The following is a 16,670-nucleotide window of genomic DNA, read 5'->3' on the forward strand; positions in this document are numbered from 1 at the left end:
ACGTCATTTCTTGTTTGCGAGCTACATTGATTTTTTCAATTATAACACCATTAGTCATTTTAAACCCTAAAAGTCATCTTTGCTCCATAATGGATAAGAAAGGAAAAGGCCGGAATGAAAATCCGGCCTTTCTCTTACATGAATTAATTTAAATTATAAAGTACTCATTTTATGGTTTTTGAGGTACTTCAATCTCACCATCAATAACTTTTTGTCTGTATTCAGCAACTTTTTCTTTTACTTCGTCTGTTAGGTTACCGTCTGTTAAATCAACGCCGCCTTCAGCTAAACCGTAGTTTACAGATTCGCCACCAGCAAAGTTACCAGCTAATGCTTCGTTTGAAATATCTTTAACTGCTGCGCCTACGCCTTTTAGTGTAGAAGCTAACGTCAAGTTACCTGTATCGAATTTACCTTCATCATTTTGATCACGGTCAACACCGATTACCCATAATTTTTTAGAATCATCGGCATTCATTAAATCTTTTGCTTCTGAGAATACACCGTTACCTGAATCTCCTGCTGCTTGATAAATAATGTCAATACCGCTGCTATACATGGCTGCTGCTAATTGTTTTCCACGAGCTGCATCACCGAAAGATCCTACATACTCAACTTTCACCTCTATATCTGGCTTAACTTCTTTAACTCCAGCAACAAAACCTGCTTCAAAGCGTGAGATAACATCACTTTCTTGTCCACCAATAAAACCAATTTGTTCTGATTCAGTTGATTCAGCTGCTGCTACTCCTGCTAAAAATGCTGCTTCGTGGTCTTTAAATAATACAGAAGCGACGTTTGGTGCGTCAATCATATCATCAACGATAACAAAGTGTTGGTCTTCATTTTGTCCTGAAACATCAGTCATTGCTTCTTTCAATTTGTATCCAATCCCGAATACTAAATCAAATTCAGCTTGCACAGCACTATTTAAATTCGTTACAAATTCTGAATCTTCGTTTGATTGTAAGTACTTAAAGCCTTCAGTTCCTTCTTCTTTATTGTTTTCTTCGCCCCATTCTTTCATACCTTCCCATGCAGATTGGTTAAAGGACTTATCGTCTACCCCACCGATATCTGTTACCATGACTACTGAAAAATCATCTCCACTTGTTGATGATTTTGTTGCAGAATCAGAAGATGTATCTGAATCAGTTGATCCACAGGCTGCTAATGTCGCTCCTGAAATTAATCCTAAAGCTAGAAGACTCATAAAATTGCGTTTTTTCATCAAAAAAACCCCCAACATTTTTTTAGTACAAGTGAACTACATTCACCTGCCCTCAATAGTTATGATAACATCTTTAATTAATAAAATAAACAATTAAACGATGAATGTAACCGTTTTGCACAAAAAACGTTCACATTTTAATGATATTCTAATTTCAGTGTTTTAGAAAGTGTTTTAAACATAGACTTCTTTATCAAAAGGTTATTTATCTATTATCAGATTTTTCTTCATCAGGCTCTCCAGGAAATTCTGTAATGTTAACTTTTCTTGGTTTACTTCCTTCAGACGGTCCAACTATACCACGCATTTCCATTTCATCAATCAATCGAGCTGCACGATTGTACCCAATTCTAAAACGTCTCTGCAATAATGATATGCTAGCTGTTTGCATATCTATTATCATCTGAACAGCATCGTTGTAATAATCGTCTTGAGCTTCACCGCTGACCGTTTCAGGTTCATCAACAGGCATCATTTCTTCTACATAATTGGCTCCCTGTTGTTGGGTAACATAGTTAACAACTCGTTCTACTTCTTCATCAGATATATACGCTCCTTGAACACGAACTGGCTTATTTTCTCCCATAGGTAAATACAGCATATCTCCTCTTCCAAGTAATTTTTCTGCTCCACTGCTATCAATAATCGTTCGTGAATCCGTTCCACTAGATACTGCAAAAGCAATTCTTGAAGGAACGTTTGCCTTTATAATTCCTGTGATAACATCGACACTTGGTCTTTGTGTTGCTAAAATCATATGAATCCCAGCAGCTCTAGCCATTTGAGCAAGTCTGATAATGGCATCTTCTACTTCATTACTAGCAACCATCATCAAATCAGCTAACTCGTCTACTACGACCACGATAAACGGCAAAGTAGGATGCCCTTCTCCATTTTCTAAATTCTTTTCTATGATAAATTGATTGTAACCCGTAATATTTCGTTGGCCGCTAGCAGCAAATAATTCATAGCGCTGTTCCATCTCAGAGACGACTTTTTGTAAAGCTTGTGCAGCTTTTTTAGGGTTAGTAACAACTGGCGTTAATAAATGTGGTATACCATTATATACGTTTAATTCAACCATTTTTGGATCAATCATCATTAATTTTACTTCGTTTGGTTTAGCTCTCATTAACAAACTAGTTATGATGCCATTAATACAAACTGATTTCCCACTGCCGGTTGATCCTGCTACTAATAAATGAGGCATCTTAGTTAAATCAGCCATCGTGACGTTACCAGATATATCTCTACCTAGAGGAACTTCTAGCAATTTATCAATATTTTTTACTTGTCCTTCAATGACATTCCTAAAAGCTACAAGGCTCACTTCACTATTTGGAACTTCAATTCCAATAAACGGTTTGCCTGGAATAGGTGCTTCCATTCTTATATCCTTTGCAGCTAGTGCTAGTGCTATATCATCACTAAGACTTACAATTTTGCTTACCTTTACTCCAACTGCAGGTTGAATTTCGTATTTTGTCACAGCGGGTCCAAGATTTGCTTTTGTGACTTTAGCCGCTACTCCAAAACTTTTAAATGTTTCTTCAAGTTTTTTTACATTTCTCTGAATTAAAGCATATTCATTAGTTTGATCTGTTTTTTTAACTTCATCCAATAAGCTAGTAGGCGGTAACTGATAATCAATATTTTCAGATTCTGGTTTTATTTCAAATTTTAAATCTTGATTATTAGAAGACTCTTCTTTTAACTCTACTTTTTTTTGCATTTGTGCTTCCTCTTCTTGGTTTTGATAATTATTGATCTTTAACGAATTTACTTGATTCAATAAGTCAGTCTTATTTTTTTTAGTATCCTTATGTTTTTTATCAGAATATCTTACCTTTTTATCTGTTGAATCATCCTGTTTTTTTTCACTAAGATGCTTCTTATTTTTTTTCAGATTCTGCCACCAATCAGCAATAAATAATTTTATTTTTTTAAACCCTATATGCAAGTAGCCTATTCCTTGTTTTAAATAAGTTCGAATAATTTTCATAAATTTTTTAAATGATAAGTCGAAAATTAAGAAAATACTAATAAACCACAATAGCACAACGAGTAAATAGCTTCCTAGTTGTGAAAACAAGAAATAGCTAACAGAGTAGAGTATTCCTCCAATCATTCCACCACCCAAAGACTGTGAAATTTCATTTTTAGTCATATCTATTATAAAAAAGCGTATCGAAGCTGAAACGACACTCACATTTGTATCCATAATTGGAGCAAATAATTGAGCATGCAACAATAACAATGTGCTTGCATATGCCGTTCCCATTCCGATTACTCTTTTATTTTTAAATGGAGGCTCTGCTCCTTTTAACACTAAATAACCACCATATATCCCTATTAATAAAGCTGCAAATATAAAAGTATTGCCTACAAAAAAACGAAATAAATTGGCACTTAATACTCCTATAAAGCCTAATTGCGAAGTCGCAAGCAAACTTAGTAAGATAAATATAATACCTATAATTTCAATTGAGAACGTATTTTTATTACTTTTCTTCTTTTTCGTTGCCATAGCAAACTTACCTCCTTTGACACTTCTTTTTCATTATACACAAAACAAATAGAAAGTGGAATCTGCCTTTTAGACAAAAAAAGCTTATATTATAGTGATTAGGAATCTTTCTGACTCATACAGAAATGATTCAACTCACTACAATATATAGCTTTATTTCCCTTGTTTTTCCATTGCAGCCTTAAGCGCTAACGTTAAAGGACTTTCTACTTCTTCTTGAGCTTCTTTATTTACTTTTTGCATTAAACGTTTTGTTTCATGTTTAGTTATTTTTTTATTTTTTGTATTATCCATTTTTTCAGAAACGTTACAGTATTTACATTTAAAAAACTTTCCGGATTTCCCTTCGTGAATTTCCATTTTACGATGGCATTGTGCACATCTTTTATTGGAAACTTTCGGTTCTTTAAAACGTCTATATGAACAACTCGTTTTAGTGCAAACCAGCATTTTCCCTTCTCGACTACTTCTTTCTTTCAACAGTTCGCCGCACTCTGGACAAGTTTTAGTTGTCAAAGAATAGTCTTTGTAAGACTGTTCACTCGTTTTTATTTCTTTGATTAATTTTTTTGTTTCTATTTTTATTTGTTTCAAAAAAACTTCTTTTTTTAATTTTCCGGTAGCTATTTGCTCTAAAGACTTTTCCCATTCACTAGTCAATTCAGGTGTAACTAATGCTGGATTTACTAATATTAACAATTGTTTCCCTTTTGGTGAGACAGATAGCTTCGTCGCTTTACGTTCCATCAATTCATTACTTATCAACTTTTCAATAATTTCAGCTCTTGTTGCTGGTGTTCCTAAGCTATGCTTTTCCATTGCTTGAAGTAACGAAGACTCTGTCAATCGACCTGGTGATTTGGTTAGTTCTTTTTTCACTTCAAAGATTGGGTTTTCTATTTGTTCCCCTTGTTTAAAACGTCTTTTTTCTTTTACGGGTTCTAACTTGCGCCATCCATTTTCTAAAACAACTTCTTGTTTTAGTTTAAAGGTAGTCTCTGCCGCAGCAAACAAATAAGTTGTTTGAGCTACTTTATAAGCAGGTAAAAATAAGCCAATAAACCGCTCAACAATCATCCGGTAAATGCGTATTTCATCTTGGTCCATCTTTTCAATACGAACTCGTTCTTCTGTTGGAATAATTCCATGGTGGTCCGTAACTTTAGCGTTATTGAAGATTGCCATTTGAGTTACTTTAGAGCCTTTTTTGATAATGTTTTTTACTTCTTCATTAGCAAATCCGTGAACAGCTTGTAACCGGTCCTTTAATGTTTCTTTCATGTCTATAGTCAGATACTTAGAGTCTGTTCTTGGATAAGAAACAACTTTATGCCGTTCGTATAGAGTTTGCATAACACTTAGCGTTTTTTTAGCAGAAAATTGGTAGCGTTGATTGGCTTCCCTTTGTAACTCAGTTAAATCATAAGGCAAGGGAGGAAGGTGAGTTTGAATTTTTTCTTTTACTTCTTTTACTACAACAGATTCTTTTGTTAAGTGTTTGGCTATTTTTTCAGCTTCATTTAAGTCTTTTATTCTTTCTGGAGCTCCGCTAGCCAGCGTTGCCATTTGCCCGTTAATCATTAATTGAATCGTATAAAATGTTTCTGCTACAAAATCTTCTATTTGAGCTTCTTGTTTTCTAACCATTGCTAACGTAGGAGTTTGGACTCTACCTGCTGACAAACTATCCTCATATTTCACAGTTAATGCTCTTGTCACATTCAAGCCTACTAACCAATCCGCTTCGGAACGAGCAACTGCTGCATCATATAAATCATCATACTTCTTACTAGGTTGCAGTTGTTTAAATCCATTTTTGATAGCTTGATCTGTTTGCGATGAAATCCATAACCGCTGTACAGGCTTTTTAAATTTAACGTATTCTAAAATCCATCTAGCTACTAATTCGCCTTCTCGACCAGCATCTGTTGCAATAACGGCCTTATTTACATCTTTCCTTTGAGAAAGTTGTTTAATCGTTTTTAATTGGGCCGCTGTATTTTTTAGTGGCTTGATTTGCATCTCTTCTGGAATCAGCGGCAAACTTTCCATGTTCCATGTTGCCCATTCTGTTTTATAATCTTCAGGCATCTTAAGTCCTAATAGATGACCCAATGCCCATGTAACAATAACATCTTGACCTTCAATATAACTTTTGTTCTTATTGGTTGCTCCTAAAACTCGAGCTATTTCTTTTCCTACACTTGGTTTTTCAGCAATAATTAATGTCTTCATATCTGTCCCTTTCTTTTTTCTACTTATTATTCTTAGTTTAGTTGGTTTATTTACTCTATTACGTTATATTCTTTTAACAACATAACACTGTGGAATAGTTGTATGTCGTCTTCACATTCGGGACAATATTCATTTTGTTCGTCATCCCAGAAGGCAGCTAAATATTGTTTTTTAGTTTGGTAACTAGGAAACTCATTATAAAGCAATTCAAATTTTTTCTGGTAATCAATCAAAGCCTCATCAAATATTTCGAAGGTTTTGATTTGGCTTATTTGTTCTTTCCAGTCATCAAAAAACCACCAAGGTTCATATTCTCCTTGTAATTCTATTACTTGAAACATTTTCCTCACCTCAATTATTTTATTATATGCATTTTAATCATATCATATGTTTAGTATGTGTAAAATAGTTCTCGAGATACTATTATTTTTTACTAGCAAAAAGAAAGAAGACGTTCTATCATAAATGTATGCTTGAGCGGCAAATACATAAATGAAAGAGGCCTTCTTATGAATAAGATTATATCAAAGGTTTACCAAATAATAAAGGATTCAAGCAATTTAATAGAGACAGAAGAAGCTATTCAAGTCTGTATGTATGAAGTATTCGCTGAATTAGTAGGAGATGTCTTCACTCATCTCAATCAGGTAATCAAAGAGCAGAAACAAGAGGAAGGTTGGAAAGTGAAACGAGAAGATTGGAAAACCGTTCAGTTTATTTTTGGGTCTGTTCGTTATTGTCGTACCTTGATGATAGATCAAGAGAGTCAAAATCATTATCCGCTAGATGACTGGCTAGGTATTCGGAAATATCAACGCCATAGTCCATTAGTAGAAGTAAAAGTGGCAGAGTTGGCGAGTAAAGTTACTTATAGAGATACTGCAAATATGTTAAATGAATGGACAGCTGTTACGATTAGTCATCAAACAGTCGGTAGTCTTCTCAAACGCGTTGGATCCGCACAAGCACGTGAAGATGAAGAGAGCGTATTGGAACTAGAAGAATCAGCTGAGTTGCCGGAAGGAAAAAAGGTAGACTATCTTTATGCCGAGGCTGATGGAGTTTTTGTCCGTGGGACAAAAAAGAAAAAGAGCTTAGAAGTTCGTCATGCCATCCTTTATGAAGGCTGGAATAAAAATGGAAAACGCGTCTCTTTAAAGGAACCCAAAGCCATTATGACGACTAAAAAAACCGCTGGTTTTTGGGCAGAGATTCAAGCCTTTACAGCGAATCATTATGCCTTACAACAAGCTCAAATCATTACAAATAGTGACGGCGGACAAGGGTATACCGCAGACAAATTCCAAGAAGCTTTTTCTCAATCGAACTACCCTGTTTTAAATCAGCTAGACTCTTATCATGTTTTTCAAGGGTTAAACCGTGCATTTGGCGTGAAAACTACCATTTTTAAACAGCAGGTCAAACAAGCATTAAAGACGCATGATTTAGATCAGTTAACTATTTGGTTGGATACGTATGAAAGTACGCTAGATGAAACTTCTGCAGTGGAAAAACTGACTACATTTCGAACCTATGTAGTACGAAATTGGGATCGAATTTTCGATTGGCGCGAAAAAGTAGAACAAGCGCCGAAGGACGCAAGAGGTTTAGGCGCAATGGAGTCCAATCAACGACGTATCTCTTTTCGCATGAAAAAGCGAGGAATGCATTGGAGCGCAGAAGGTTGCGAAGCTATGGTAAAGGTAAAACAAGGGATGTTTAATCACACCTTGCGTGAAGCCTATCTTCACCAACAAAATAGAAGTGCGAGAAATCAACGTAAGTTAAACCAAACGGTTCGTTTATCGTCGTTATTGCATGAGAAAACACGGCAGTCAGTCGGGGCAAAAAATGGGACTATTCCGTTATATGCCTCCCGTTCATCAGCAATAGGACAATTAATTAAAAGTTTTCGTTAATTCCTGTCTTTTGGGAGAAGGTTCCTGGTTTTAGGAACCTTCTCCCAAAAGATGGGCCAGCAAGCGGCGTAGCCGTGCGGTAGCTGATGAGTGTACAAGAATAAAACGTCTAAACTAGCATGGTAATAGGACGCTCGAGAAAAACTTGACACAAACTATGTTTATTGGAATAGTTGACGGATTAGCTTTTGACTTATAAAATGATAAAGATAGATAGGGTTTCAAAGGAGGAAATCAAGATGATAAACCTTTTCCAAAAGTTAAAAAAAAAGAGATTACCCATCCCTGATGCAAAACAAACGAAAGGTACAGAAAATATGGTAATGAAAAAGGTGAAAATGACTGCAACAGGACGTGTTCAAGGAGTAGGATTTCGTTTTATGACAAAGATGGTTGCTGATGAAATTGGAATTTTTGGCTCTGTAAAAAATCAAACTGACGGAAGTGTATATATAGAAGCAAATGGCGATCCCGTTAAAATAGACAAATTTATAGAAAAAATTAAAAAATCTCCTTCTCCAAGTGGAAAAGTAGATCATCTACAAATAATAGAGGATTCTTCCTTGCCCGAAAGAATTAAATTTTCTATAACTAATTGAAATCGATTCATATATCCTGTATAGTTGGATTTGTTATTGATAAAAACATTTAAAATGAAGGATAGTGAGTAATGAAAAAATTAAATAAATACCTCTTGACTGGATCGCTTTTAAGTGTGATGCTTTTTCTTTCTGGTTGTATGAGTACAGACAAACAAGGTAATCCTGAAGGCTTTATCTACGAATTTTTAGTCGTTCCTACACAAAACCTTATTCTTTGGTTAGCCGATACTTTTAATGGTAGTTATGGTTTTGCGATTATCATTATTACGTTAATTGTTCGAGTCATAATTTTGCCTCTAAACTTAAGTCAATCAAGAAAATCTTTAGCTCAGCAAGAAAGAACGGCTGTAATCAAACCAGAATTAGATGTTATCCAAGCCAAACAAAAAGCTGCAACAACAAGTGAAGAAAAAGCTACTGCTCAACAAGAACTAATGAGTCTCTATAAAGAAAATAATATGAGCATGTTAGGCGGCATTGGCTGTTTGCCTTTACTTATTCAAATGCCAATCTTTACTGCCATGTTTCAGGCTATTCGCTTATCTGGACCAATTGCTGCTAGTACATTTTTAGGTATCAACTTAGGTACAAGAAATATACCTTTAGCTATTGGCGCTGGATTAATTTATTTAGTTCAAGCTTATGTTTCAATGATTGGCATATCACCTGAACAAAAGAAACAAATGAAGACTATGATGTACATGAATCCGATTATGATTTTAATGTTCACAATTTCTTCTCCTGCTGGATTAGGCCTTTACTGGTTAGTCGGTGGATTCTTCGGAGTATTCCAAACTATTCTCACTAACTTTTATTATAAACCTAGAATACAAGCTGAAATCGCTGAAGAAATGAAAAACAGACCTAAAAAAGAACGTGTCATCAAGCAAGCCGAACCTATTCAAGAACAACCTAAAGAATTAATGTCTGAAAAAGTCAGTGTTCGCCCTTCTAATGATTCTTCTGGGCGCAATTCCGGTAAACAACAACGAAAATAAAAAAAGATTTCTGTCCTTAAAAAGGCAGAAATCTTTTTTTGCTTATCTTCTTATGAATTTTTTATTTCGTTTTGATAAATTGGTAATTTTATTCTAAATATAGAACCATAATCAAGAACACTTTCAACATAAACGGTTCCTTTATAACCTATTAAAAGTTCTCTTGCAATAGCTAGACCTAAACCATTTCCGCCTTTATAGCGACTTCTCGCTTTATCAACGCGATAAAAACGATTGAATATTTTTTCTGTATCTTCCTGTGTCATGCCTTCTCCAAAATCTTGAATAGCAATATCTACATTTTGGTTATCTGCAGCAACAGACACATGTATTTCTTTTCTCTCAGATGAATATTTCACAGCATTATCTAAGATAATAACCAGGATTTGTTCTAAATGGTTACGATAGATTGAAACATATATTTCATCTCTTATATCGTCATCTAAGTTAAATACAAAGTCAGGATAAATCAATTTAAAATTAATTATTGCTTGTAAAATCAAAGGCTTAAGGGATGTTTTTTCATTTTTATAATGAATTTCAACTTGTTCAGCTCTTGATAAATCAAGCATCTCTTGAACTAAGCTTTTCATTCTTTCAATTTCTTGCAAAGAAGCTTGTAACGATTCATCTAAAACTTCAGGATCATCTTTGCCCCAACGGTTTAACAACTTTAAATGACCTTCCATAATAGCTACAGGCGTTCTTAATTCGTGAGAAACATCTTCTACAAAATCTTTTTGTTGTTCGATATACCTTTGCATTCTATCTAGCATATCGTTAAAAACAGTTGAAAGATGAGTTAATTCATCATTTCCTTCATCTAGTTCAATTCGAGAAGTAGATTGTGTATCCTCACGAATATCATTCATTGTATTAGTAATTTTTTTAATCGGTTTCAAAAAGTTAACGGCTAATAAATAACCAAGAACTGCACTAAATATTAATGCTAAAATTCCAATACCCAAAATAGCCCATAAAATTTTCCCACTCATATAGTGGTAATTAACCATCTCATTAGTAACCTGGACATACCCAATTAAATTTTGTGTCACTCTAGAATAAATTGGAGAAACACCTCGGATACCTCCTTTATTATTCATTTTAATTGGCTCAATCAAAAGTTGAGCAGACCTTTTAAAAGGACTATCTTTTGGCTCAGTTTCAAATAATAATCTTGAAGTCGGGCTGTAAACTCGGACAAATACACCTTCTTCATTCATCTTAGCGAAAATAGTATCTTGATAATTACTTGACTGTCCATAAACTAAGTTGCGCTGATCAAACTCTTCTCCTAACTCAAGAGTCGTTAGTGTATAGTTCCCACTTAGATTTAAATAAACTGTTTCTTTCGATAGCGCACTCGAACCACCATTAAGCCGATTTGTAACACCAACTAAAATTTCTTTTACATCTTGTGTTTCTTCAGTTAACATAATTTGTCTGAATCCTATAAAAATAGCTACAGTAAAGATTATATATGTCAAAAAGATAGCTAGAGTAGCACCAATTGTCCATTTCCATTTTAAAGAAATGCGTTTTTTATTATTTTTGTTGGAAAAAGCGTATGTCACGTACGCATCACATAGCCCGTTCCACGTACGGTTTGAATATAGCTATCCATACCTGGAACATCAATTTTATTTCTTAAGTAGCGAATATACACATCCACTACGTTTGTTTCTACTTCAGATTCATATCCCCAGACTTTGTTTAGTAGGATATCTCGAGCTAATACAACATTAACATTTTCCATTAATTCTAGTAATAATTCGTATTCCCTTTTTGTCAATTCAATAACTTTTTCTCCACGATGAACAACATGATTCTCTTTTTCAATAGTTAAATCACGGTAACTTACGATTGTTTGTTTAGTGATATTTTGTTCATTTTCAATTTCAATTCGACGAAATAAAGCGCGCATTCTGGCTAGTAGTTCTTCAATAGCAAAAGGTTTTACAATATAATCATCAGCACCATGATCTAATCCACTAACACGATCGATAACAGAATCTCTAGCAGTCATCATAATAATAGGTACCGTATTAACTTGGCGAATACGACGACAAACATCTATACCATTTAACTCTGGCAGCATTAAATCCAGTAAAATAACGTCCCATTTTTTCTTTTTATTTAATGCTGCTTCCAAACCTGAACGACCATCATAACGGACTTCTGTTTCATATCCTTCATGCTTTAATTCTAATTCAACAAAACGTGCTAAATTTTTCTCATCTTCAATAATTAATATTCTATTCATCTAATTCCCGCCATTCTCTCTATTTTCGCTAGACTTTGCCTTTGTTACAATACCATGCCAGTCTAATTTTCTCAATAACCTTCTTGATTACTTATTCACTTATTTATTTATTTGCTTTATATGATTTTACCATAAATTAAAATAAAATGAGAAAAATAACCACGAATCGCAGAAAGAATGCGATTCTATGGTTATTTTTCTTTAACAAATTAAAATGATTTATAGTTCTTCTTGGCCATTTTCGCCATACCAATCAAAATGGAATGTGCCGGGTCTGTCTGTTCTTTCGTACGTGTGAGCACCGAAATAATCTCTTTGAGCTTGTACGATATTCGCAGGTAAGCTAGCTGAGCGGTAAGAATCATAATAAGCAATAGCGGAAGAGAATGTCGGTATTGGTACACCTGATTTCACTGCAATTCCAATTACATCTCTTACAGCATCTTGATAATTTTTTGTAATATCCAAGAAGTAATCATCTAACATTAGATTTTTTAATTCTGGATTTTCATCGTACGCATCTGTAATTTTTTGTAAGAAACGAGCACGAATAATACAACCTGCACGGAAAATTTTAGCAATTTCTCCGTATTGTAAGCTCCACTCATACTCTTTACTTGCTGTACGCATTTGGGCAAATCCTTGAGCATAACTCATAATTTTACTGAAGTATAAGGCTTTTCGTATATTTTCAACTAATACAGCCTTATCTCCATCAAATGAATACGGCGTTGGTTTAGGTAATAGTTCACTTGCTGCTACACGCTCTTCTTTCAGAGCTGAAATATATCTAGCAAAAACAGACTCTGTAATCAAAGGAAGAGGCACACCTAAATCTAAAGCACTTTGTGATGTCCATTTACCTGTTCCTTTATTGCCAGCTCTATCCAAGATAATATCTACCATTGGTTTACCAGTTTCTGGATCTTTTTTAGTTAAAGCATCAGCTGTAAGTTCGATTAAGAAGCTATCTAGTTCGCCTTTATTCCATTCTGCAAAAACCTCTGCTACTTCATCAACCGACAAACCAGCTACTTTACGTAATAAATCATAAGATTCAGCAATTAATTGCATATCTCCATATTCGATACCATTATGCACCATTTTGACATAATGACCTGCCCCGTTTGGTCCAATATAGGCAACACAAGCTTCGCCATCTTCAGCAACTGCTGCGATTTGTTCTAAAATTGGTGCTACTAAATCATAAGCTTCCTTTTGTCCACCAGGCATAATTGCTGGCCCTAATAAAGCTCCCTCTTCTCCGCCGGAGACACCTGTACCAATAAAGTTAATACCTGATTCAGCTAGTGCTTCACTACGCCGAATTGTATCTTTAAAGAATGTATTTCCTCCATCGATTAAAACATCTCCTGCATCAAGATATGGCAAAAGTCCTTGAATGGTTGCATCTGTTCCTTTACCAGCTTGTACCATTAATAAAATACGACGTGGCTTTTCTAACGATTGAACAAATTCTTCCGTCGTATATGTTGGAAATAAATTTTTATCTGGATTTTCTGCAATAACAGCTTCTGTTTTTGACCCAGTTCGGTTAAAAATAGAAACAGAGTATCCTCTACTTTCAATGTTTAAAGCTAAGTTTTTACCCATTACTGCCATTCCTACTACACCAATTTGTTGTTTACTCACTTGTTAATTTCCCCCTTTAAATACTTAAATTACTGTTTAATGTTAAAGTTTCTTTAGACCTTACTATCCTACCAAAAATAAGCTAAAATTAAAAGAAAGGAATACTAGAGAGGTCTTAATTTTTTACTTTATTAGGCTCTTTGTTAAGATAGTCATCTAGGTGAGCCATTCATCTTAAATATGCTATTTCACTATTTGTGATAGCTTTTTTTATTTTACATTTAATCTCTTTAGCGGTTTAAAATAGTGTATGATTAGTTTAACTACGTAAATAAGTTAGTTATTGAATAAGGGGGTCTACAATGCTTCAATCTTATAATACTAATTCCGCTGGACTCATGACTAGAGGAATCAACAATCAGATAAACGACTGGATTCACGTTTCAAAACCTACTATTGATGAAATTGAATACTTATCAAGAAAATTTAACTTCCCAAAAGACTATTTGTCTTGCGTTAATGATCCTGACGAAATTGCGCGACAAGAAAAATTAGGAATCAACCCTATAGAAGAACCAAATTTGATTATCTTTAACTATCCGTCTAAAGTAATAAATAAATTAGGTTATGATGAATATATTACTATTCCTTTTGCTATGATTTTAACTGAACATACCCTCATAACTGCTGCCGAAGATATTCCCTTATTTTTGAAAAAAATTATTGATAACCAAATAGACTACCCTGTAAATACGAAGAAAAAAGAATTATTTATTTTAGAGGTCGCTTGGCAAATCTCTTCCCACTACGTTTTTTATTTAAAAGAAATTATTAGAAAAACAGAATATATGGAACAACAATTAACCAAATCTACTGAAAACGAACAACTTTTTGCTTTAATGTCTCTTCAAAAAAGTCTTATTTATTTTAATTCTTCTATTCATGCTAGTCACCCTATTTTTGACAAATTAAAAAAAATTAAATCTTTTACAGTACAAGTTGAAAATCGTAATTTATTGCATGATGTTGTTGTTGAAAATAGGCAAGCTGAAGTTATGATTGAAGAAACTTCTAGACTTTTAGAGCAAATCAGTGCTGTTTTTTCTTCTGTTATTTCAAATAATTTAAATAATATTATGAGATTTCTGACTTCTATTACAATAGTTTTAACTATACCAACAATTATTGGCGGAATCTGGGGTATGAATGTTAATTTACCCATTGATCAAGGATCATTTGCTTTTTGGATTATTATGGTTTTAATTCTTTTTATTAGCTTCTTAACGACTTGGTTACTAAAAAAGAAACATTACTTATAAAAAACTTGATTTTAGATCTTTAATTGAGGTATAATAGGCTAAGTATGCCAAATGAAAGTAGGCGAATAATGTCATGGCGAAAAGTAATAAAGATAAACAAGTAAATATTAACAAAAAGTTGACCAAAATTTTTGTCTGGGTGATGTTGTTTTCTATGGTCGGTATTGTATTCATTACTGCTATCTTGAACTTACTCGTTTTTTAAAAAATTATATTCCGTTACTCAATCGAGTAACGGAATATTTTATTTATTCGTAGTTTTATCTTTTTGGATCTCCGCTAAATTTATTAGCTCTTTAGCATGTTCAATCGTTAGTTTAGTTATTTCTGTTCCCGCAAGCATACGAGCAACCTCATTAACTTTTTCAGTTTCAGCTAGAGCTACGACATGTGTTTCTGTTCGCTCATCAATAATCGTTTTAGAAATAAATAAATGATGATTAGACATGGCCGCCACTTGAGGCAAATGTGTTATACATAAAACTTGTGAGTGCATTGCAACCATGTAAATTTTATTCGCGATCGCTTGAGCAACTCTTCCGCTGACACCAGTATCTACTTCGTCAAAGATAATACTTGTTAATCCTTGAGTTTTTGAAAAAATAGTTTTCATCGCTAACATTATTCTGGATAGTTCCCCACCAGAAGCTACCTTAACTAATGGCTTAAGCGGTTCACCTGGATTCGTTGCGATATAAAATTCAATCCGATCAAACCCCGTTTCATGGGCTCTACTTAAAATATCTTCTTGATTTTTTTCAAAAAAATGCACTTTTAAGATCACTTTATCCATAAATAATTCTTTAAATTGTTCATGGATAGCCTCTTCTAGTTTTAAAGCGATTACTTGTCTCATTTCAGATAAAATGTCACCTTTATCAATCAATTCTTTTGAGAACATGTCCATTTCTATCTTTAAATTATTAACATGATCTTCACGATTTTGAAGTTGATCAATCTCTAGCATAATTTTTTCATAGTGCCTTTTAATTGCCTCAATAGATTCACCGTATTTTCTTTTCATTTGATAGATAAATTCTAATCTTTTTTCAATATCATTTAGCCTATTTTCATCATAAGCCATCTGATCCATTTCACGTAAGATATCACTAGCAACTTCTTGAAGTTGAAAATAACTACTTGCAACAACCTCTGAAAATTGTTTATATTTATGATCGATATCTTCAATACTACTTATCCCTGTCATTGCTTGTCCTATTAAATCAATCCCATTATTTTCTTCACCTTGTAAGGCATCATAACCTTCTGATAAAGCATTTATAATTTTTTGATAGTTCATTAATAGATTTTTTTCTTCCAACAATTCATCTTCTTCTCTATCTATTAATTCAGCCATCTCGATATCATTTGCTTGAAATTGCAACATATCAAGCCTTTGAGCAAACTCTTGCTCAGTATTTTGCCATTTACGATAAGCTTTTTTAGTTTGGGTATACTTAGAAAAAGTTACACAATAATTTTTTTTCGTTTTCTGTAGTGACTCACCACCAAATTGATCTAACATTGCCAGATGTCTCTCAGGATTCATTAATTCTTGATGCTCATTTTGTCCATGAATATCAATTAATGTTTCACCAATTAATCTTAACGTCGCAATATTAACCAGTCTCCCGTTAATCCGACAGACATTCTTACCATTACGGTGAATATCCCGTTGGATAATGACATCATCATTTTCACTTGCGATATCGTATTGCTCCAATAAATCATAAGTCATCGAGTTGCCTTCCATTGAGAAAAGTCCCTCTAGAACACATTTATTTTCACCGTGTCGAATAAATTCATTCGATCCACGTCCTCCAGCTAATAATCCAACAGCATCAATGATAATCGACTTTCCTGCTCCTGTCTCACCTGTTAAAACAGTCATTCCTGTTTCAAAAGTTAGACTTAAATCATGAATTATAGCAAAGTTTTTAATGGTTAATTCTTGTAACACTCTATCCACCTCCATTAACTTGC

At 33.9% G+C, this 16,670-nt stretch carries 13 protein-coding genes; 5 read left to right on the plus strand and 8 right to left on the minus strand.

Translation table 11 applies throughout. The features are described 5' to 3' along the window. Positions 1-169: 169 nt before the first annotated feature. The 4 genes from B9Y54_RS11565 to B9Y54_RS11580 all read right to left on the minus strand — a co-directional run bounded on the left by B9Y54_RS11565 (position 170) and on the right by B9Y54_RS11580 (position 6,334). The gene (locus tag B9Y54_RS11565; RefSeq protein WP_085560386.1) at positions 170-1,231 is read right to left on the minus strand and encodes a BMP family lipoprotein; all 1,062 of its coding nucleotides are present in this window, start codon (positions 1,229-1,231) and stop codon (positions 170-172) included. Between the two features lie 205 nt (positions 1,232-1,436). Beyond that, positions 1,437-3,758: a DNA translocase FtsK gene (locus B9Y54_RS11570; RefSeq protein ID WP_085560387.1), complete on the minus strand. Its 2,322-nt coding sequence runs from the start codon at positions 3,756-3,758 to the stop codon at positions 1,437-1,439. A 153-nt stretch (positions 3,759-3,911) separates the two neighbouring features. Further along, positions 3,912-5,993, minus strand: coding sequence for a DNA topoisomerase 3 (locus B9Y54_RS11575; protein ID WP_085560388.1), 2,082 nt, complete (start codon positions 5,991-5,993; stop codon positions 3,912-3,914). A 50-nt stretch (positions 5,994-6,043) separates the two neighbouring features. Next, complete coding sequence (locus B9Y54_RS11580; protein WP_085560389.1) at positions 6,044-6,334, minus strand: DUF1033 family protein; 291 nt, start codon at positions 6,332-6,334, stop codon at positions 6,044-6,046. A gap of 168 nt (positions 6,335-6,502) precedes the next feature. Here B9Y54_RS11580 and B9Y54_RS11585 point away from each other — a divergent pair, with 168 nt between their 5' ends. From B9Y54_RS11585 to yidC, 3 genes are all read left to right on the plus strand, one after another. Further along, on the plus strand, positions 6,503-7,912 hold the full coding sequence (locus B9Y54_RS11585; RefSeq protein ID WP_085560165.1) for an ISLre2 family transposase: 1,410 nt from the start codon (positions 6,503-6,505) through the stop codon (positions 7,910-7,912). Between the two features lie 323 nt (positions 7,913-8,235). Further along, positions 8,236-8,511: an acylphosphatase gene (locus B9Y54_RS11590; protein WP_085560578.1), complete on the plus strand. Its 276-nt coding sequence runs from the start codon at positions 8,236-8,238 to the stop codon at positions 8,509-8,511. Between the two features lie 71 nt (positions 8,512-8,582). Next, positions 8,583-9,512 (plus strand): membrane protein insertase YidC, encoded by a 930-nt coding sequence (gene yidC, locus B9Y54_RS11595; protein ID WP_085560390.1) that lies wholly within the window; start codon positions 8,583-8,585, stop codon positions 9,510-9,512. A gap of 50 nt (positions 9,513-9,562) precedes the next feature. Here yidC and B9Y54_RS11600 read toward each other — a convergent pair whose 3' ends face one another. From B9Y54_RS11600 to gndA, 3 genes are all read right to left on the minus strand, one after another. Beyond that, positions 9,563-10,948, minus strand: a complete 1,386-nt coding sequence (locus tag B9Y54_RS11600) for a HAMP domain-containing sensor histidine kinase (protein ID WP_085560579.1) — start codon at positions 10,946-10,948, stop codon at positions 9,563-9,565. 134 nt (positions 10,949-11,082) lie between these two features. Next, positions 11,083-11,775 carry a response regulator transcription factor gene (locus B9Y54_RS11605; protein WP_085560391.1) on the minus strand — a complete coding sequence of 231 codons (693 nt, stop codon included), beginning with the start codon at positions 11,773-11,775 and terminating at the stop codon, positions 11,083-11,085. Positions 11,776-11,994: 219 nt separating this feature from the next. Beyond that, positions 11,995-13,428 (minus strand): NADP-dependent phosphogluconate dehydrogenase, encoded by a 1,434-nt coding sequence (gene gndA, locus B9Y54_RS11610; RefSeq protein ID WP_085560392.1) that lies wholly within the window; start codon positions 13,426-13,428, stop codon positions 11,995-11,997. Positions 13,429-13,730: 302 nt separating this feature from the next. Here gndA and B9Y54_RS11615 point away from each other — a divergent pair, with 302 nt between their 5' ends. Together B9Y54_RS11615 and B9Y54_RS12985 are read left to right on the plus strand one after the other, a co-directional pair. Then, the gene (locus B9Y54_RS11615; protein WP_085560393.1) at positions 13,731-14,687 is read left to right on the plus strand and encodes a magnesium transporter CorA family protein; all 957 of its coding nucleotides are present in this window, start codon (positions 13,731-13,733) and stop codon (positions 14,685-14,687) included. Positions 14,688-14,760: 73 nt separating this feature from the next. Then, complete coding sequence (locus B9Y54_RS12985; protein WP_085560394.1) at positions 14,761-14,892, plus strand: DUF4044 domain-containing protein; 132 nt, start codon at positions 14,761-14,763, stop codon at positions 14,890-14,892. Between the two features lie 39 nt (positions 14,893-14,931). Here B9Y54_RS12985 and recN read toward each other — a convergent pair whose 3' ends face one another. Continuing rightward, positions 14,932-16,647, minus strand: a complete 1,716-nt coding sequence (gene recN / locus B9Y54_RS11625) for a DNA repair protein RecN (RefSeq protein ID WP_085560395.1) — start codon at positions 16,645-16,647, stop codon at positions 14,932-14,934. Positions 16,648-16,670: the final 23 nt, after the last annotated feature.

Origin of the sequence: Carnobacterium iners (assembly GCF_900177385.1) — a bacterium.
GTDB lineage: Bacteria > Bacillota > Bacilli > Lactobacillales > Carnobacteriaceae > Carnobacterium_A > Carnobacterium_A iners.

What these genes read in the sequence shown, in the direction of transcription:
- B9Y54_RS12985 (WP_085560394.1), top strand. Translation starts at nt 14,761, where the DNA reads ATGGCGAAAAGTAATAAAGATAAACAAGTAAATATTAACAAAAAGTTG.
- B9Y54_RS11590 (WP_085560578.1), top strand. Translation starts at nt 8,236, where the DNA reads ATGAAAAAGGTGAAAATGACTGCAACAGGACGTGTTCAAGGAGTAGGA.
- B9Y54_RS11575 (WP_085560388.1), bottom strand. Translation starts at nt 5,993, where the DNA reads ATGAAGACATTAATTATTGCTGAAAAACCAAGTGTAGGAAAAGAAATA.
- B9Y54_RS11605 (WP_085560391.1), bottom strand. Translation starts at nt 11,775, where the DNA reads ATGAATAGAATATTAATTATTGAAGATGAGAAAAATTTAGCACGTTTT.
- B9Y54_RS11585 (WP_085560165.1), top strand. Translation starts at nt 6,503, where the DNA reads ATGAATAAGATTATATCAAAGGTTTACCAAATAATAAAGGATTCAAGC.
- B9Y54_RS11570 (WP_085560387.1), bottom strand. Translation starts at nt 3,758, where the DNA reads ATGGCAACGAAAAAGAAGAAAAGTAATAAAAATACGTTCTCAATTGAA.
- B9Y54_RS11600 (WP_085560579.1), bottom strand. Translation starts at nt 10,948, where the DNA reads ATGTTAACTGAAGAAACACAAGATGTAAAAGAAATTTTAGTTGGTGTT.
- B9Y54_RS11580 (WP_085560389.1), bottom strand. Translation starts at nt 6,334, where the DNA reads ATGTTTCAAGTAATAGAATTACAAGGAGAATATGAACCTTGGTGGTTT.
- yidC (WP_085560390.1), top strand. Translation starts at nt 8,583, where the DNA reads ATGAAAAAATTAAATAAATACCTCTTGACTGGATCGCTTTTAAGTGTG.
- B9Y54_RS11565 (WP_085560386.1), bottom strand. Translation starts at nt 1,231, where the DNA reads ATGAAAAAACGCAATTTTATGAGTCTTCTAGCTTTAGGATTAATTTCA.
- B9Y54_RS11615 (WP_085560393.1), top strand. Translation starts at nt 13,731, where the DNA reads ATGCTTCAATCTTATAATACTAATTCCGCTGGACTCATGACTAGAGGA.